14 protein-coding genes are annotated in these 18,030 nt (G+C 71.7%); 5 read left to right on the top strand and 9 right to left on the bottom strand.

Annotated features, from left to right (window positions below; translation table 11 throughout):
* Positions 1-77 precede the first annotated feature (77 nt).
* On the top strand, positions 78-980 hold the full coding sequence (locus tag IEZ07_RS29865) for an SDR family oxidoreductase (protein WP_191897839.1): 903 nt from the start codon (positions 78-80) through the stop codon (positions 978-980).
* A 387-nt stretch (positions 981-1,367) separates the two neighbouring features.
* Here IEZ07_RS29865 and IEZ07_RS29860 read toward each other — a convergent pair whose 3' ends face one another.
* The 3 genes from IEZ07_RS29860 to IEZ07_RS29850 form a co-directional block, all read right to left on the bottom strand.
* Positions 1,368-2,210: an alpha/beta fold hydrolase gene (locus IEZ07_RS29860; RefSeq protein WP_191897838.1), complete on the bottom strand. Its 843-nt coding sequence runs from the start codon at positions 2,208-2,210 to the stop codon at positions 1,368-1,370.
* Positions 2,207-2,644, bottom strand: coding sequence for a MarR family winged helix-turn-helix transcriptional regulator (locus tag IEZ07_RS29855; RefSeq protein ID WP_191897837.1), 438 nt, complete (start codon positions 2,642-2,644; stop codon positions 2,207-2,209). The genes IEZ07_RS29860 and IEZ07_RS29855 overlap by 4 nt, the downstream gene beginning before the upstream one ends.
* 137 nt (positions 2,645-2,781) lie before the next feature.
* Positions 2,782-4,482 (bottom strand): AMP-binding protein, encoded by a 1,701-nt coding sequence (locus IEZ07_RS29850; RefSeq protein WP_191897836.1) that lies wholly within the window; start codon positions 4,480-4,482, stop codon positions 2,782-2,784.
* Positions 4,483-4,740: 258 nt separating this feature from the next.
* Between IEZ07_RS29850 and IEZ07_RS29845 the strand changes: the two genes are divergently transcribed.
* The gene (locus IEZ07_RS29845) at positions 4,741-5,559 is read left to right on the top strand and encodes an SDR family oxidoreductase (RefSeq protein ID WP_239320940.1); all 819 of its coding nucleotides are present in this window, start codon (positions 4,741-4,743) and stop codon (positions 5,557-5,559) included.
* Between the two features lie 37 nt (positions 5,560-5,596).
* Here IEZ07_RS29845 and IEZ07_RS29840 read toward each other — a convergent pair whose 3' ends face one another.
* Positions 5,597-6,328, bottom strand: coding sequence for a class I SAM-dependent methyltransferase (locus IEZ07_RS29840; RefSeq protein ID WP_191897835.1), 732 nt, complete (start codon positions 6,326-6,328; stop codon positions 5,597-5,599).
* Positions 6,329-6,689: 361 nt separating this feature from the next.
* On the opposite strand from IEZ07_RS29840, the gene IEZ07_RS29835 reads away from it, so the two are divergent.
* Positions 6,690-7,223: a calcium-binding protein gene (locus tag IEZ07_RS29835; protein WP_191897834.1), complete on the top strand. Its 534-nt coding sequence runs from the start codon at positions 6,690-6,692 to the stop codon at positions 7,221-7,223.
* Positions 7,224-7,313: 90 nt separating this feature from the next.
* On the opposite strand, the gene IEZ07_RS29830 is transcribed toward IEZ07_RS29835, so the two are convergent.
* The 4 genes from IEZ07_RS29830 to IEZ07_RS29815 form a co-directional block, all read right to left on the bottom strand.
* Positions 7,314-7,964, bottom strand: a complete 651-nt coding sequence (locus IEZ07_RS29830; RefSeq protein WP_191897833.1) for a TetR/AcrR family transcriptional regulator — start codon at positions 7,962-7,964, stop codon at positions 7,314-7,316.
* Between the two features lie 214 nt (positions 7,965-8,178).
* On the bottom strand, positions 8,179-9,411 hold the full coding sequence (locus IEZ07_RS36230) for a pectate lyase (RefSeq protein ID WP_204054696.1): 1,233 nt from the start codon (positions 9,409-9,411) through the stop codon (positions 8,179-8,181).
* A gap of 409 nt (positions 9,412-9,820) precedes the next feature.
* Positions 9,821-11,296 carry an FG-GAP repeat domain-containing protein gene (locus IEZ07_RS29820; protein ID WP_191897832.1) on the bottom strand — a complete coding sequence of 492 codons (1,476 nt, stop codon included), beginning with the start codon at positions 11,294-11,296 and terminating at the stop codon, positions 9,821-9,823.
* 38 nt (positions 11,297-11,334) lie between these two features.
* Positions 11,335-12,753, bottom strand: coding sequence for a C40 family peptidase (locus tag IEZ07_RS29815; protein WP_191897831.1), 1,419 nt, complete (start codon positions 12,751-12,753; stop codon positions 11,335-11,337).
* Between the two features lie 142 nt (positions 12,754-12,895).
* Between IEZ07_RS29815 and IEZ07_RS29810 the strand changes: the two genes are divergently transcribed.
* Both IEZ07_RS29810 and IEZ07_RS29805 read left to right on the top strand, forming a co-directional pair.
* A complete protein-coding gene (locus IEZ07_RS29810) occupies positions 12,896-15,946 on the top strand; it encodes an AfsR/SARP family transcriptional regulator (RefSeq protein ID WP_191897830.1) in 3,051 nt (1,016 codons plus the stop codon).
* A gap of 71 nt (positions 15,947-16,017) precedes the next feature.
* Positions 16,018-16,683: a M15 family metallopeptidase gene (locus IEZ07_RS29805; protein ID WP_191897829.1), complete on the top strand. Its 666-nt coding sequence runs from the start codon at positions 16,018-16,020 to the stop codon at positions 16,681-16,683.
* Positions 16,684-16,725: 42 nt separating this feature from the next.
* Here IEZ07_RS29805 and IEZ07_RS29800 read toward each other — a convergent pair whose 3' ends face one another.
* Positions 16,726-17,814, bottom strand: coding sequence for an epoxide hydrolase family protein (locus tag IEZ07_RS29800; protein WP_191897828.1), 1,089 nt, complete (start codon positions 17,812-17,814; stop codon positions 16,726-16,728).
* Between the last annotated feature and the right edge of the window lie 216 nt (positions 17,815-18,030).

The raw sequence follows: 18,030 nt of genomic DNA, 5'->3' as shown, positions 1-18,030 counted from the left end.
TCCCCCGAGTGAGCGGGGAGGGCGGGCCGGCCCTTCCGCACCGCCGTCACCGCCGTCACCGCCGAGGAGAGCCGACGATGATCTGCAAGGACCGCGTCGCCGTCGTCACCGGGGCCGGGCGCGGTCTCGGCCGCGCGCACGCCCTGGAGCTCGCCCGGCAGGGCGCCAAGGTCGTGGTCAACGACCTCGGCGTGAGCGCCGCCGGGGAGGGCGGGTCGGAGAGCCCCGCCCGGCGGGTGGCCGAGGAGATCCGCTCGCTGGGCGGCGAGGCGGTGGCCGACTGCTCCGACGTCGCCGACGGCGGCGGGGCCCGGCGCCTGGTGGAGACCGCTCTGGAGGCGTACGGCCGGCTGGACGTGCTGGTCAACAACGCGGGCTTCCTCCGCGACCGCATGCTGGTGAACCTGTCGGAGGACGAGTGGGACGCGGTGGTGCGCGTCCACCTCAAGGGCCACTTCCTGCCGCTCAAGCACGCCGGGTTGCACTGGCGGGCCGAGTCCAAGGCGGGCCGGCCGGTGGATGCCAGGGTGGTCAACACCTCGTCCGGGGCGGGCCTGCTCGGCAGCGTGGGGCAGGGCAACTACGCCGCGGCCAAGGCGGGCATCGCGGCGCTCACCCTGGTGGCCGCCGCCGAGCTGGCCCGGTACGGCGTGACCGTCAACGCGATCGCCCCGGCCGCCCGGACCCGGATGACCGAGCGGGTCTTCGCCGCGACGATGGCGGCCCCACGGGACGGCTCCTTCGACGCGATGGCCCCGGAGAACGTCTCCCCCCTGGTGGCCTGGCTCGCCTCGGCCGGGTCGCGGGAGGTGACGGGGCGCGTCTTCGAGGTCGAGGGCGGCCGGATCTGCGTGATGGAGGGCTTCCGGCACGGTCCGGCCTCCGACAACGGCGCCCGCTGGGAGGCCGCCGACCTCGGCCCGGTGATCACCGGCCTGCTGGCCGACACCGCCGCCCCCGAGCCCGTCTACGGGACCTGAGCCCGGGACGCTACCTGGGCCCGGAGCGCTCTGAGCCCGGAGCGCTACCTGCGGAGCCGCTGGTGGCCGGGGTGGACGCCCGGTTGCAGTCCCTGGCCGGCCGGTGTGTCTGCGACTTCCGCGGTAGCCGTGTACCGCGGAAGTCGCAGGCCGACTTTCAACCCAGCGCCGGACGCGCCCCTCCGGGCCGACCCGGCACAATCATCCGGCGGCGCCGATCACGAACGCCGGCACCGTTTCCTCCTGCGGTTCAGCTGCTCCGCAGGCCGCGCCTCCTGCGCCCGGGCCCTGGGGAGAGGCACCCGGGCGCAGGAAGCGCCCAGGGGCGGACGCCGGGTGCGAGACGCCCTCCGGGTCGGCGTCCGGCTGCCCTCGCGTCGTCGGCCGTCAGCGGAGAAACGCCAGAACCCGCTCTGCCACGACCGAGGCGTTCTTCCCTTCCGGCCCGAAATGGTCGAGGCCGCCCAACGTCTCGAGGGCGGCCTCGGGAAGGGTGTCGCGCAGAGCGTCGAACTCCGCCCTGCTCGCGCGCGCGGTACGGCCTCCGCAGAGGATCAGCACCGGAGCGGTGACGGCGGCGAATTCGGCGAGGCGACCGTACTGGGCCGCCAACTGCCCGTGTTCGGCCAGATTGGCATCGAGCAGGGGGAGCATCCGCTGCCAGCTCGGCCCCCGGAACGCGACACGCAGGGCCAGGCGCAGATACCAGTACGGCATCCTGCTCACGAAGGCCGGTGCGCCGCCCGAGCCCCGGATGAAGTGAACGAACGCGCCGTGCGGATCGCCCGCGGCCAGCCGTTCCCGGTAAGGGTCCATCCAGGCGGTGGGGACGGGGAGGCAGGGCACTCCGGGCTCATAGACCGCGATGCGGTCGAACACCCGGGACGAGCGCGCGGTCTCGAGGACGACGAGTCCGCCGTAGCTGTGCCCGAACACCGAGCGCGCTCCGGTCTCCGCCTGGACGGCGAGGAGATCGTCCACCTCCTTTCCCAGGGCGTACCGGGGACCCAGCGGGCCGCTGGCGCCCCGCCCGCGCCGCTCGACGAGGTGCACCGTGAAGGAGCGGGCCAGCGCGGAGGCCAGCGGCAGGTAGTCCTCCGCCGTCCGCAGGGCGCCGCCGACCACGATGAGGCCCGGGCCGTCGCCCATCGTCCGGTAGCCGATCGGCGTGCCGTCGGCCGACAGGACCGTGCACCGGCATGCCGGCGGGGTCCGGGTGCTCCGGTTCACTTGGCCGCCTCCTTCTCCCATTGGGCGAACGTCTCCAGCAGTTGCGCGGTGTGACCTGCGTACTCGTCGTACGGCACGCCGCTGTGCTCGACGAGCAAGGCCAGCCGCTCTTCGAATCCCTGCCGGGCCGAGGCCACCAGCCGCTCTCCCTTGTCCGTGAGGCTCAGCCTCCGGCGGCGGCCTCCGGCGGGGTCGGGCCGCACGTCGAGGAATCCGTCGGCGGCGAGGACGGCGGTCATGCGGCTCACCGACGGCTCGGTCACCCCCAGGTAGTCCGCAAGGACCCGTTGCGTCGAGGCACCCAGCTCCCCCACCAGGGTCAGCGCCAGGAAGCGACTGTAGGACACGCCGTACTCGGCGCGCAGGATCCGGTCGGCCGCCCGGTCCAGGCGGGCGGTGAGCACATGCAGGTCGAGGCTCAGGTTGCGTTCCACATCAATAACTTAGCATTGCAAGTTAGCATTGCAAGTCGCAATTCCGGCCGGTTCACCCGGAAGGGGGCAGTCCGCCCGCCGAGCACCGGCGGAGAGTCCGTTCCGGGTGGGATCCGGCGGTCGCCTCGCAGGGCGGCTCACCGGGCCGCCCGTCGTTCGTCCGGGTCGGCGGCCCGCGGCCCCGCCGCCGGACCGCCGAGGAGCGCGGCCTTGTGCACCTTCCCCGCCGCGTTGCGCGGCAGGCCGTCGACGACGAGCACCTCCCGGGGCACCTTGAAGTTCGCCAGCACCGCCCGGCAGTGCGCGACGAGCGCCCCGGGGGTGACGGCGGCGCCGGGCCGGAGCACGACGTAGGCGCGGCCGACCTCGCCCAGCCGCGCGTCGGGGACGCCGACCACGGCGGCCTCGGAGACCGCCGCGTGGCGGGCGAGGACCTGCTCGACCTCGGCCGGGTAGACGTTGAACCCGCCGACCGTGAACATGTCCTTCGAGCGGCCGGTGATCGTCAGGTTGCCGCGCCCGTCGAGGCGGCCCCGGTCTCCGGTCACCAGCCAGCCGTCCCGGACCGCCTCCGCGGTCGCCTCGGGATCGTCGAGGTAGCCGAGCATCACGTTGTGCCCGCGGACGAGGATCTCGCCGTCCTCTCCCGCGGGGACCGACCGGCCCGCACCGCCGGCCACCGCGACCTGCACGCCCTCGATGGGGCGGCCGGAGGTGCCGGCCACGGTCGCGTCGTCGTCGTCGAGCGAGCAGGAGGTCACCGTGCCGCACGACTCGGTGAGCCCGTACGCCGTGACGACCTGTGGGAAGAGCTCGGCCCGGAGGCGTGCGACCAGCGCGACCGGGACCGTCGCGGCGCCGGTCACGGCGAGCCGGAGCGACGACAGGTCGTACCGGGGGCGTTCCGGCGCGTCCAGCATCGTCGTGTAGATCGTCGGCGGACCGGGCAGGACGGTGATCCGCTCGGCCTCGATCAACCGCATCGTCTCGCCGGGCTCGAACACCGGCTGGAGCACCATCGTGGCCCCGCGCAGCAGGCAGGCGAGCACGCCCGCCTTGTAGCCGAAGCAGTGGAAGAACGGGTTGACGATGAGATAGCGGTCCCCCGGCGACAGGCCGGTCCGGCCGCACCAGGCCTCGTAGGTCCGGACGTTCTGGCCGTGGGTGCACATGACCCCCTTGGGCCTGCCCGTCGTGCCGGAGGTGAAGAGCACGTCCGCGACGTCCCCGGCGGTCACCGACGCCGACCGGGCCCTCACCGTCTCCTCGGGGACGGATGCGCCCCCGGCGAGGAACGCCTCCCAGCTCGTCGTCCCGGGTCGCGCCTCGCGGTCGAACGCGACCACGGCGGCGAGATCCGGCAGCCCCGGGACCGGCGGTCCGCCCCCGGCTCCGTTCCCGCCCCTGTTCCCGCCCGTGCTCGTGCTCGTGCCCGCACCCGCACCCGCACCCGCACCCGCACCCGCACCGAGCATGGCCAGGTAGTCGTTGCCGAGGAAGCCGTCCGCGACGAAGAGCGTCCGCGCCCGGCTCCTTGCCAGCACCCACCGCGCCTCCTCGCCCTTGTAGCGGGTGTTGACCGGGACCAGCACCGCCCCGGCACTCACCGCGCCCAGCGCGGCCACGATCCACTCCAGGCCGTTCGGCGCCCAGACCGCGATCCGGTCCCCCCGCCCGGCGCCGGACGCGGCGAAGGCCCGGACCGCTCCGCGGACCCGGTCGCGCAACTCCCGGTACGTCACCCGGACCGGACCGTCCACCACGGCCTCGGTCTCCGGGTGGTCGCGCGCGGCGCGGTCCAGGACGCCCGGGATCGTCAGTGCGTCGTTCTCGCTCATGGCCTCCCCTGTTCCGTCTGAATCCGCCGGAGTCCGTCCGAGCCCGCCGAAGACCGCCCGAGTCCCCGGAGGCCGTTCACCGGGGTGTCCATGGTGCCGTCCGGCCTCCGGTCGCGCGGGTGACCGTCCCGGTGACCGGTACACGAACCCGCTCCCCGGTGCGGCGTCCCGGTGACCGGTACGCAGCGCCCGGCTCCCCACCGCGCCGCCGTACCCTCCCCGGGACCGAAGGGCCGCTCTCGGGAGGGACGCGACGGCATGGGGACGGACACCTCGACGGGCACGGCGACGGGTACGGCGACGGGTACGGCGATGGACTTCACCGGCCGGGCGGTGCTGGTCACCGGCGGGACCAGGGGCATCGGGTTCGCGATCGCGGAGGCGTTCCTCGCGGCCGGGGCCGAGGTGGTCGTCTGCGGGCGCACCGAACCGGCGGCCCTGCCCGGCGCGGGCGGGCGGACCGCCCGCTTCGTCGCCGCGGACGTCCGGGACGCCGCGGCGGCCGCGGAACTGGTGGAGCGTACGGCGGGCCTCCTGGGCCGGCTCGACGTCCTCGTCAACAACGCCGGGGGCTCACCGTCGGCGGACGCGGCGACGGTCTCGCCGCGCTTCGTCGCCAGGGTCGTGGATCTGAACCTGCTGGCGCCGTTCCACGTGGCGCAACCGGCCAACCGGGTGATGCAGGGACAGGAGGGCGGCGGCTCGATCGTCAACATCGGCAGTGTCGCCGCCCACGACCCGCAGCCGGGCATCGCCGCCTACTCCGCCGCCAAGGCGGGACTGCTGGCGCTCACCCGGGCGCTGGCCCTCGAGTGGTCGCCGAAGGTCCGGGTCAACCACATCACCACCGGTCTCGTCCGGACCGAGGCCGCGGCGCAGGCGTACGGCGAGGACGGCGGCGCGGCCGTCGCGGGGGTGATCCCGATGGGGCGGATGGCGGTGCCCGCCGACGTCGCGGGCGCCTGCCTCTACCTGGCGAGCGCCCTGTCCTCCTACGTCACCGGTGCGGACATCGCGGTGCACGGCGGCGGCGAGGTCCCCGCCCGATACGTCGTGACCCGCGCCCGGACGACCTGAACGACCTGAACGACCTGGACGGCCTTCCAGGCGGATCTCAGGCGCGGCGCGCGAGGGTGACGATCTCGCGGCTGTCACCGGTGACAGGACCACGCCGCCAGTCGCCGTACTGCGCCTCGACCGCGAGACCGGCCTCGGCCAGGAACGTCCCCAGCGCCGGCACGTCCAGGAAGCGCAGGGTCGAGCGGTCGACCCGCAGGACGGCGCCGTCCGGGCCGCTGGTCGTCTCCGTGAACGTCACGACGTCGCCGCGGACCGACTCGACCCGGTGCGCTATCCGGAGCGTGCGGCCGGACGCGTCCACGACCTCGGAGGCGTTCGCCGGATTCCAGTCCTCCCACACCCGGACCTGAGGGTGACGCGTCTCGAAGGCGAACAGCCCTCCGTCTCGGAGCGCCGCCCGGATGGCGGTGAGGGAGGCGCGCAGCTCGTCGTCGCCCACGAGGCACTGGAACGCGTGGCTGACCATCGTCACCAGGTCGAACTCCCGGTCCCAGGCCGCTTCGGCGGCGACGCCCTCGACCCACTCGATGTCGGTGCGCCGCCGGGCCCGCGCGAGCGCCGCCCGGTCGGGGTCCATCCCGACGAGCCGTCCGGGATGACCGCGTTCACGCGCGTGGTGCAGCATGCCGCCCGTCCCGCACCCCACGTCCAGCACGGCGCCCGCGGTCATCACCAGGCCGTCGTAGAACGCGTCGGCGGGATACAGCCCGGCGTCCCAGGGGTTCAGCAGGTCGTAGAGTTCGGCGGCGCCGGCGTCGGAGAGCACCGCAGCAGTCTCCGCGTACGGCGGGCGGCCGGCAACCGGATTTCCGCCCGCCCGCCGCACCGTCGCCCGTGGCTTCGGCCGCTCCCGGCGGGTGGAGACGGTCTCCTCGACGACCCTGCGGCAGTGCGTCGCAAGCGTGCCCGGCGCGTTGCAGCCTGCCCTCGTGCGGGGCGTCCCGTCGTCCAGCGCGCTCGGCGGGCGCAGCCCGCTCCATATTGGCTTGACAGCATGTCCGGCCAACCTTCATGCTCAATTCGACCGTACACAGTGTCCTACGAAAGAGTTCCCCGACATGACTCACCGCACCGCCCGATCGCACGACCACAATCTCGCGGGGTTCAGAACACACACAAGGAGCATGATGAGAAACGCACTACGCACCCTCGCCCTCGGAGCACTGGTGGCGGCGCCGCTGCTGGCCATGTCGGCGCCGGCGCACGCCCTCACCAACGTGACGTCGAGCGGCGGCCAGCTCTCCGTCAACTCGGCGAATGTCAGCGACGACATCTCCATCAGCGTCGAGAGCGGCTTCCTCGTGGTGAGGAACAACAGAGACACGCTGATCACCGCGGGCGTCTGCCAGCAGGTCGGCACCAACACGGTGCGGTGCCCCAGCGGGGGTGTCACCAACATCGTCGCCAACCTGCAGGGCGGCAACGACATCCTGAGCAACAACACCGCCCTGCCCTCGAGGGTCTTCATGGGGCCCGGAGTGGACACCTTCTTCGGCGGCCCGGGCAAGGACTTCGTTTCAGGCAACGACAACGACGACATACTGCACGGCAGGGGCGGCAACGACATCCTGGTCGGCAATGCCGGGTTCGACCAGGGCTTCGGCGGCGCGGACAACGACTTCTGCGACACCGAGACGCTGAACTCCTGCGAGGACTCCTGACCGGAAGCGCCACTCTGATGATCAGGGTGGCCCTTCTTCTTCGGATCAGGTCAGCCTCGTGGTGGTCCCCGGCCCCGGTCCGACTCGGCGTCAGGCGCCCCGGCTGCTTGCAGCCGGGGCGCCCGGCGTCCGGCACACGGCTCGCTCGGCCATGTCCACCAGGATGTCGATCGCCTCGTCGACCGTGCGGCTGCGACCGGTCACCAGCAGGTCGAGGCTCTCGAAGCTCGTCAGCACCCACAGCGCGTCGACCGCCTCGTCGACAGTGAGCCCCTCGCGCAGCTCGCCCTCCCGCTCGAGGTGCTCGGCCAGGCTTTGCATGCCGGCCCGCCGGTCGGTCTCCATGTGACGTACGGCGCCGCCGGCGGACTCGGGGTCCAGCCGGTCCATGGCATGGAGCACGCGGTAGACCGCCAGCTCGCCGCCCTTCATCCGGCTGGCCGCCCGGATGCCCTCACGCAGGTGGTCGCGCGCGTCGGTGGCGCCCACCGCCCTGCCGAGCTCGCCCAGACCGGTGCGCTCCCACAGATCGACCACGAACGCGTCGAACAGGCCCGACCGCGAGCCGAAGTCGGCGTAGATCGTCGACCTCGACACCTTGGCCAGCTCAGCCACCCGCCCCAGACCGGGCTGCTCGGTCGGCGCCTCGCGCAGGCACTGACCGACCGCGTCCAGGATCCGACGCCTCGTCTCCTCCGCGGCCTCAGCGCGGAGCACCTGCTGATACTTCCGGGGTGCCATGCGCCCATCATGGCATATTCATCCGACAAACAGTTTGCTCAATAGCTCCTATCGCGTGCGCATCTACGACGGCCGGGACGGGCGGCACGCCGGCCGCGGTCGGCGTCCATCCGGTCGGCACGTCGCCCGGCCGGGGCCGCGCCCGTGCGGCACGCAAGAGGAGGGGTGCCCACCGTGCGGTGGGCGCCCCTCCTGTCGAGGACGCGCCTACGGCCTACCTGTAGGTGACGTCGCTCTTGGTGACCTTGCAGTTGGCGTCGTTCCAGCCCTCACCGATGTAGCTGGGCTCGCTGCCCTTGCTGACGCCCTTGTACTTGCCGCAGACGGTGGCACCGCCGTCGACGACGAGGCGGGTGATGGTGGCGGTGTCGCCCCAGTTGCTGTTGATGCCGGCGACCATGTCGACGTCGGAGACCAGCACGTTGTCGATCCTCACGTGCCGCTGGTGCGAGCTGGAGCAGTTGCCGCACGCCCGGTACAGCTTGCCCGAACCCTTGAGGTAGAACCCGGAGATGCTCACCGTGCCGTTGCCGTTGTGCTGGAACGTCTTGTCGGAACCGGAGCGGGCGCCGCCGCCGATGACGTAGGAGGTGCCGCCGCCGGTGCCCTTGAAGGTGGCCGCGTCCTCACCGATGTCGTTCCACCACACGTTCCTCAGCGTGCAGGTGCCCTCGCAGTGCACGCCGTCACCGGCCGGGGAGCCGATGATGACGTTCTGCAGCGTGCCACCGTTGGCGATCTTGAACATCGGGTCCTGCGACTCGCTCTGACCGCCGTCACCGATGCAGCAGTAGGTCTTCATCCCGCCGTCGAAGGTGCCCGACACCGACACGGTGCCGGAGATCTTCACCGAACCCGCCGAGGACGGCCACTGACCGGTCGGCGTGCCCGTACCGGGGTTGCCCGTGGGGGTGACGGTCGGAGTGACGGTCGGAGTGGCGGTGGGGGTCGGGTTCGAGCCGCTGCCGGCGTAGGTCTCGAACTCGGCGATCCGCGGTGTGCCGGAGGCGCTGGTGATGTCGAGGGTGAGCTTCTTCAGCGAGGTCGAGGCGAAGGAGACGGTGCCCGGGTCGCCGCTGCCGCTGGCCAGGACGGAGCCCTTGTCGGCGTTGAGCAGGCGCCAGGAGCCGATGGAGCCGCCGCCGGAGGCCTGCTTGATGACGGCGCTGCTCACCGTGGTGGCGCTGCCCCACTTGACCGAGACGTAGCCGGTCGAGCCGCTGGGCGACCAGTAGGTGCTGGTGTTGCCGTCCTTGACGTTGCCGTAGCTGGTGCCACTGGCCTTGCTGGAGCCGTCGGCGCCGCCGCTCAGGCTCAGGTTGGTGTCGATTGCGGCAGCCGACGCGGGGAGCGTCATGGTGGCCACGAAACCGCCGACCAGGGTCGCGGCTGCCGCGATGGCAACGGTCAGGCGGGTCCGTTGCCGACGCCGTTTCATGTGGGTCATGGATGTTTCCACTGTTCCTCCATGCTTCCGCCGGGCGTATCGACGGCGGGGTTGGTGTGGGGGTGCACTCTCCTGGAGAGGGACTCGGAACACGCTTTTCCTCGAGGAGGGGCTTGGAAAACGCTTTCCTGGCGGGAACTTATTACCTTCTGTCCGCTCGAGTCAATAGGGCGAAGCGGTCAACAAAGATCGTTTAGGTGTGCGGCTTAGAGCTCCTAACGCAACGAGCCGAGACGACGCCAGCAGGTCAGTGCACAGCCGAGCGTGAGGAACGCCTCGTGGAATGTCGGCGCGGTTGCAGCCGCCCCTTCCCGGACCCGTACGGCGGTCGCCGGATACGCGGCAGCGCTCTGCACGAGCAGACTCCCGCCCGGGCGCGGATGCGCCGGGCGGGAGCCTGCTCGGGGGGTCAGGCGAGCAGGCGGACCGCCGACCAGTCGCCCTCAATGTTCCAGGTGCGGTCCTTGAACGGCCGGCCCTCCGGATTGACCAGGCTGCCGTTGGAGTAGACCGAGAGACTGCCGTCGACCTCAACCGCGATCAGGTCGCCGTAGCCGTCACGGTTGACGTCGCCGGCGGTGAAGTGCCGGACCTGCGACCAGTCGCTGCCGCCGATGCGCCAGGTCTCGGAGGCGAACGGGACGCGGCCGTCGTTGACCAGCGTGCCGTTGTTGTAGCCGAACAGCTCGCCATTGCCGTCCACGGCGACGATGTCGGCGTAGCCGTCGCGGTTGACGTCGGTCAGCGCGAGCTGCCGGACACCGCCCCAGTCGCCCAGCTTCCACGTCACGCCGGCGAACGGCGTGCTGTCCGGGTTGACGTTCTTGCCGTTGGCGTACACGTAGAGGGTGCCGTCGGCGTCCACGGACACGATGTCGGCGTACCTGTCGCCGGTCACGTCGCCCACGGCGAGCAGGCGGGCCTGCTGCCACGAGCCCCGGTACGTCCAGGTCGGTGTGAGATAGGGCTGGCCTGGCGGATTCACCAGCGAGCCGTTGCCGTAGACGACCAGCGAGCCGTCGTTGTTCGCGGCCACCAGATCGGCGTAGCCGTCGCCGCTGACGTCGCCGGCCGACAGGTGCTCGGCGCCCTTCCAGTCGCTCTCCTGCAGCCGCCAGGTCTCGGCCGAGTACGGCTGCCCGCCCGGATTGACCAGGCTGCCGTTGTTGTAGCCGAACAGCTTGCCGCCCGTGTCCACGCCCACGAGGTCGGCGTAGCCGTCGTCGTTGACCTGGTTGACGCGGTCCGGTGCGGGGCCGGTGGCGCCCCACAGGGTATTGGCGATCTTGACGGCGTCGTCGGCCTCCACGCCGTAACGGTAGCGGTACTGCGCGGCCGGTTGCTGCACGTTCGCGGCGACGTCCCCGATGGGGGCGGTGTTCCAGGAGCCGCCCGGATAGAAGCGCTGCATCCTGTCGAGGAACATGTTCGTTGCGGTGAGCGGGTCGGTGCGCTGGGCGAACGAGCCCCAGCTGGTGCGCTGCTGGTAGAGCCCGACGGAGTCGGCGTCGCCGCCGTCGAGGTTGGAGATGCTGCTCTCCACGATGACGGTGGCGATGGCGATCGCGCCGGCGCGCTGATTGAAGCCGCGCCCTTTGACCGCGTCGATGACCGCCCGGGCGCAGGAGGTGTTGTAGGCGTTCAGGTGGCCCCGCATCTTGTCGGTCAGCTGCGGGTTCAGCGTGGCGGCCAGCGTGCCGTCCTGAGCTGACGGGCCGCCCTTTTGACACGGCAACGCGGTCCACTGGACGCCGACCCGCCACGGCTGGACCTCGTGGGGGTCCAGGGGCGGCGCTGCGGCGGCGGAGGCGGGAGCCAGGCCCCCGGACAGGGCGCAGGCGGTGGTGATCGTCGCGGTCAGGATCTTCAGGGCATGGGTGGGCATGGCGGGCATTCCTTCTGAGCGAAGCCGGGTGGAGGGGATCAGGCGAGGAGACGGAGGCCGGCCCAGTCGCCCTCGACACGCCAGCCGCGGTCCTTGAAGGGCTGGCCGCCGGGGTTGACCAGGCTGCCGTTCTGGTAGCCGGCCAGGCTGCCGTCGGCCTCGACGGCGATCAGGTCGCCGTAGCCGTCACGGTTGACGTCGCCGGCGGTGAAGTGCCGGACCTGCGACCAGTCGCTGCCGCCGATGCGCCAGGTCTCGGAGGCGAACGGGACGCGGCCGTCGTTGACCAGCGTGCCGTTGTTGTAGCCGAACAGCTCGCCATTGCCGTCCACGGCGACGATGTCGGCGTAGCCGTCGCGGTTGACGTCCGTGAGCGCCAGGTTCTTGACCCCGCCCCAGTCGCCCAGCGTCCAGGTGGCGCCGGCGAACGGCGTGCCGCCGGGATTGACGTTCTGGCCGTTTACGTAAACGCTCAGGGTGCCGTTCTTGCCGACGAAGACGATGTCGGCGAAACCGTCACCGGTCACGTCTCCCACGGCGAGGTGCCGGGCTTCCTGCCAGGAGCCCTTATAACTCCATGTCGCCCCCAGATAGGGCTCGCCATGGGGATGGACGAGGGATCCGTTGTTGTAAATGACGAGCGAGCCGTCGTTGTTCGCGGTCACCAGGTCGGAATAACCGTCACCGTTGATGTCGCCGGTCGCGATGTGCTTCGACTGCGTCCAGTCGCTCTCCTGCAGCCGCCAGGTCTCGGCCGAGTACGGCTGGCCGCCGGGGTTGATCAGGCTGCCGTTGTTGTAGCCGAACAGCTTGCCGCCCGCGTCCACGCCCACGAGGTCGGCGTAGCCGTCGTCGTTGACCTGGTTGACGCGGTCCGGCGCGACGTCCTCACGGATGTTGTGATAGCGCCTGGGGGTGTAGAGGCCAGCGGTCGCGGCCGGCCAGGTTCGCTCGACGGTGCCCACGGAGCCCGCCTGCTCACGGACGAGCGGCTTGGTGCGGGCGGCGTCCGACCACCGGACGAAGATCGCCATGTGGTCGTCGTAGCGGTTCAGGATGTCGCCCGGCCGCAGGTCCGAGCGGGGGATCTCGTTCGAGACCAGGTGGATGTCGCGGGTCGTGTACGAGCGGCTCAGCCCCCATGCCATGGAGACGTAGCCGGAACAGTCGGTGCGGTAGTCGCCGTACCGGTTCTCGTGGCAGGCCGTCTGGCTGTATGGGATGCCGACATCGAGCCAGCTCTGGGCGCGTATCAGGACCTGGTTGCGCGTCATCGGCTGGTCGGCACCGTACTGGCCGCAGCCGGACGCGAGGCCGACGACGGCGGTCGCCGACGCGGCGGGCAGCGCGGGGGCGGAGGCCAGGGCGAAGAAGGCCGCCAGCCCGAAGGCGGCGATGCGGGCCGGCTTACGGCGCGAAGTGGGGGACTCGGTGTTCCGCGAAATGTGGTTGCTCATGGCGAGAAGCTTTGGCGAGGACGCTTCAGTTTCTCTTCAGCGCGACTGGGATCAGGTTTTCAGTGGCCTTATGGCGCAGTGGGCGCGACGATTGAGCTGACCGCGCGGTCAAGGGACCTCCGATGCCGTGACAGGGGAGCATATGGAATTCAGGTTGCTGGGGCCGCTCGAGCTGTGGGCCGAAGGCAGACAGGTGCCGCTCGGCGGAGGGAAACCCCGCACCCTTCTCGCGGCGCTGCTGGTCGATCCGAACCGTGTGGTGCCACTGGAGCGGTTGATCGATGCCATTTGGGCGGAAAGCCCCCCAGATAGCGCTAAATCGATCATTCAAACGTACGTGTCGGGCTTACGCCGGGCCACCCGGCACGTGCAGGAAGACCTCATCGTCTCGCGTCCCCCCGGTTATCTGATCCGGATTCCCGAGGGCGCGCTCGACCGCGACGGCTTCGAGCGGCTCGCCGCGGAGGGTGACGCCGCGGCGGTGGACGGACGGCACCACGACGCGGTGAAGGCCTACCGGCAGGCACTCGAACTGTGGCGGGGGCCGGCGCTCGGCGGGCTAGGCGACTCCCTGCTGCGTTCGGAGGCGGCCCGGCTCGACGAGCTGCGCATCGCCGTCACCGAGCGGCGCATCGCCTCGGAGCTGGCGCTGGGCCGGCACGAGCGCCTGGTCGCGGAGCTGACCGCGCTGGCGGCCCGTCATCCCACGCGCGAGCGCTTCCGGCGGGACCTCATGGTCGTGCTCTACCGGCTGGGCCGCCAGGCCGACGCGCTGCGGGTCTACCGCGAGGGCAGGGACGTGCTGATCGCCGAGCTGGGCATCGAGCCGGGCGCCGAGTTACAGGCGGTCCACCAGCTCATCCTGGAGGCGGACGACGAGAGCCTGGGCAGGACGTGGGAGCCGTCGCGTCCCGCCCAGGGTCCGCACGCGGTGGAGCCGGCCGGGGAACGAATCCCGCCCGCGCAGTTGCCGGCCGCGCCATCCGACTTCACCGGCCGCGAGCAGGAGATCGCGGCGGTGAGCGACGTGCTGGCGGCCGGGTCGCTGTGCGTGATCTCGGGACCGGGAGGCAGCGGGAAATCCGCGCTGGCCACGCATCTCGCCAGGGTGCTGGGCGGAGGCTACCCCGACGGGCAGGTCTACGCCGAGCTGACCGGCACCTCCGAGGCCCCGGTCACCCCCATGGAGGTGCTGGGGCGGGTCCTGCGCCAGCTGGGAGCCGTGCCCCCCGACACCCTGGAGGCCCGCACGACGCAGTACCGCAGTCTCCTGTCAGGGCGCCGGATGCTGATCCTGCTGGACGACGCCCAGGCCGAGCAGCAGGTCCGCCCGCTGCTGCCGGGCAGCACCGGCTGCGGCGTCATCGTCACCTCCCGCAGCCGGCTGCCGGGCCTGGAGGGGATGGCGCTGGTCGAACTGGACGTCCTCACGGCCGACGAGTCGCTGCGGCTGCTCGGCCGGATCGTGGGCGAGGACCGGATCAAGGCCGACCCGCGGTCGGCAGCGGGGATCGTCCGGCACTGCGGACAACTGCCGCTGGCCCTGCGCATCGCCGGCGCCCGGCTGGCGACCAGGCGCACCTGGTCGGTCGCCCTGCTGGCCGAACGCCTGCGCGACGAGCGCCGCAGACTGGACGAGCTGGCAGTGGGCGACCGCGCGGTCCGCGCCAGCATCGAGCTGAGCTACCGGCTGCTGGACGCCCCGGGCAAGCGGGCGCTGCGCCTGCTCGGGCTGCTGGGCCTGCCGTCGTTCCCCGCCTGGGTGGCGGCGGCGCTGCTGGACGTGGGTGGCGAGGAAGGCGAGCTGGTCCTGGAACGGCTGGTGGACGCCCAGCTCGTCGAGGTGCAGGCGGTCGATGGTGCCGCCGGCATCCGCTACCGCCTGCACGACCTGATCCGCCTGTTCGCCAGGGAGCGCGCCGAGATCGAGGAGACCCCCGAGGCACGCGCGGCCGCAGTGATCGCGGTCCTCGGCCGGTGGCTGTGGCTGCTGCGCGAGATCGGCTCCCTGGCCCATCCGGGCGCCGTCGCGCTGGACGCCGGCCACTCCCTGGCCCGCCCGGCCGACCCGGACGTCGCACGGGCGGTGCTGGCCGCACCCCAGGAGTGGTTCGACCTGGAGCAGCAGTCGCTCGTGCAGGGCGTGGAGCTGGCCTCCTCGATGGACCTGGACGAGATCGCGCTCCAGCTCGCCTCCGCGCTCTACGCCTCGATCTTCATCTCGGCCAACGTCTTCGACGTGTGGACCCGTACGCACACCGCCGCGCTCGACGTCAACCAGCGCAAGGGGAACGCCCACGGCGCGGCGACGCTGCTGACCGAGCTGGGCCAGCTCCGCTACGAGCAGGACCGCTTCGCCGAGGCGCGCGCGTACTTCGCGCAGGCGTTGTCGATGTTCCGCATCGCCCGGCACGAGCGCGGCGAGGCGGCGGCGCTGGCCGGGCTCGGGCTGGCCTGCCGCGAGCAGGGCTATCTGCCCGAGGCGCTGCACTTCCTCGGCGCGGCGCAGGAGCTCTGGCGGCGGCTCGGCGACGAGGGGACGCTGGCGCACGTCAAACGGGTGGCGGGCTCGGTGCACCTGGAAAAGGGCGACTACCGCGCGAGCTGGCAAGAGCTCACCGACGCGCTCTGGCTGTACCGGAAGGTCGGCAGCCGGCGGGGCGAGGGGATGACGCAGCGGACCATCGCGCTCTACCACCAGGCCAGGGGTGAGCTGGACAACGCCGGCAGCGCCTGCGACCAGGCCCTGGCGATCTTCCGCGAGCACGGTGACCGGCTGATGGAGGCGTACGCCCTGCGTACGCGCGGCAAGACATCGATGCGCGAGGGCCGGCCCGCCGAAGCGCGGCCGCAGTTGCAGGAGAGCCTGGCCATCTGCCAGGAGCTGGACGACCGCTTCGGCATCGCCGTCGCCGTGCGCACGGTGGGGCAGCTCGATCTGACGGAGGGACGGCTGCACGACGCACGGAAGCGGCTGGCGGAGGCGCGGGAGTTGTTCGGGGCGCTGGGCCTGCCCCTGTGGCAGGCCCGGGTCGGCAAGGACGAGGCGCTGGTCCTGGAGGCGCTCCACGAGGAGGAGCGGGCCCGGGCCGTGCTCGCCGAAGCCGTGGAGACCTTCCGCACCCATGGCGCGCGCGAGTACGACGAGCTGGCATTTCAGCCGGGTCGCAGCGATCCTGAAGCGGCGCCCTGAATGCTGTCGAGAAGCTGTGCCGCCCGTCAGGTGCGGCATGGCGACGCGATGGGATTCACGAAAGCTGGAACATGTCAGAGATCATCCTCATGTCGGATCCGCGCATCACCGGGGTGCCCGTGCGGGAGTGCGGCGAGCCCCTGGTGGACCTGCGCGCCCTGAAGGTCCTGCAGCTGGACGAGCGGCTCGCGGACGCCGAGGGCGCCTACGCGCACCTGCGGCGCAGCGTCGTCGACCGGCTCGTGGCGGCCCAGAGCCTGCTGCCCCGAGGACTGCGGCTGCTGATCGTCGAGGGCTACCGCCCGCTGGAGGTGCAGCGCCGCTATTTCGAGGAGTACCTGGAGACGATGCGGACGGCCCATCCCGGCTGGGCGGAGGATCGGCTGCGGCGGCAGGCCAGCCGCTACATCGCCCCACCCGAGACGGCCCCGCACGTGGCCGGCGCCGCGGTGGACCTGACCCTGATGACCGACTCGGGCACGGAACTGCCCATGGGCACGGAGATCAACGCGGACCCGGAGGAGTGCGACGACGCCTGCTACACCGGCTCTCCCGCCATCGGCTCGGAGCCCGCGCGGGACCGGGCCATTCTGGCCAGCGCGCTCACCGCCGTGGACCTGGTCAACTATCCCACGGAGTGGTGGCACTGGTCGTACGGCGACCGCTACTGGGCCTTCGCTCGCCGCGCACCCGCGGCCCACTACGGCCCGGCCCGCCTCGCCCGCCGGCCGACCTGACTGCTCGTTTGAGCTTCCCCTCGTAGCGTGGAGACCGAACCACTAGTCGTGCTCGATGTGGTTGAGAAAGAAGTCCCGGACGTCCTCGGCGAGCAGTTCCGGCACCTCCATCGCGGCGAAGTGGCCGCCGCGGTCGAACTCCGACCAGTGCCTGATGTCGTACAGCCGCTCGGCCAGCGGCCGTACCGACTGCGTGATGTCGTGCGCGAACACCGCCACGCCGATCGGCACCGGGCAAGGCGCCGCCCCCCGCGAGGTCTCTCGGGACAGCCGCGCCGAGGAGGCCGCGGTGCCGGTCAGCCAGTACAGCGAGATGCCGGTGAGCATCCGCTCGTCGCTGATCGGTGAACGCGGGTCCGTCCACTGCGCGAAGCGCTCGGCGATCCAGGCCAGCTGGCCGACCGGAGAGTCGGTCAGCGCGTAGCCGATGGTCTGCGGGGTCGTGGCCTGCAGTGCCTGGTACGGTGGGCGGTTCGCCATCAGCTGCCGGATCTTGTCCAGCCGGGCCCGGTCCGTTTCGGACAGTTCGATGCCGGCGTCCGGGACCGGCCGGGTCGGCAGGTAGTTGACGTGCACCCCGACGACCCGCTCGGGCGCCGCCGCGCCGAGCGCCAACGAGATGCCCGAACCGAAATCGCCGCCCTGCGCGCCGTAGCGCTCGTATCCGAGGCGGCGCATCAGCTCGGCCCAGGCCCTCGCGACCCGGACGACGTCCCAGCCGCGCTCGCGGGTCGACCCGGAGAAGCCGAAGCCCGGGATGGACGGGATCACCAGGTGGAAGACACGCGACAACGGCTCGATCACGTCGAGGAACTCCAGGAACGAACCGGGCCAGCCGTGGGTGAGGATCAGCGCGAGCGCGTCCGGTTTCGAGGACCGGACGTGGACGAAGTGGATGTTCTGGCCGTCGATCTCGGTGGTGAAGTGCGGAAGCCCGTTGAGCTCGGCCTCCTGCGCACGCCAGTCGTAGCGGGTGCGCCAGTGTTCGGCCAGTTCCCTGAGCCGTGCCAGCGGGAAGCCGTAGTCCCACCCGGCACCGGCGACCTCGTCGGGCCAGCGGGTGCGGGAGAGCCGGTCGGCCAGGTCGTCGAGGTCGGCCTGGGGGACGTCGATGCGGAACGGCTTGATCATGGTGTTTACTCCGGGGGATTCGTTCGGCGCCCGCATGTCCGGGCGGGTCGGCGTCGGGGTCGACGAGGTCGGTGGCGGCGTCGCCCGTCCGCCCGCTCGCCGCGCAGGCACGCCGAGCGGGCGGACGGACCGGTGATTCCGGTGCGGTCGGCGATCAGGGCGTCCGTGGACATGCCCCTCCCTTTTCGTTGGCATGTCCAACGTTGGCTACACCAA

It is taken from the genome of Planomonospora parontospora, from assembly GCA_014647935.1.
Taxonomy (GTDB): Bacteria; Actinomycetota; Actinomycetes; order Streptosporangiales; family Streptosporangiaceae; genus Planomonospora; species Planomonospora parontospora.
The sequence above is the reverse complement of the archived record's forward strand: the minus strand, read 5'-3'. Positions and strand labels throughout refer to the sequence as shown.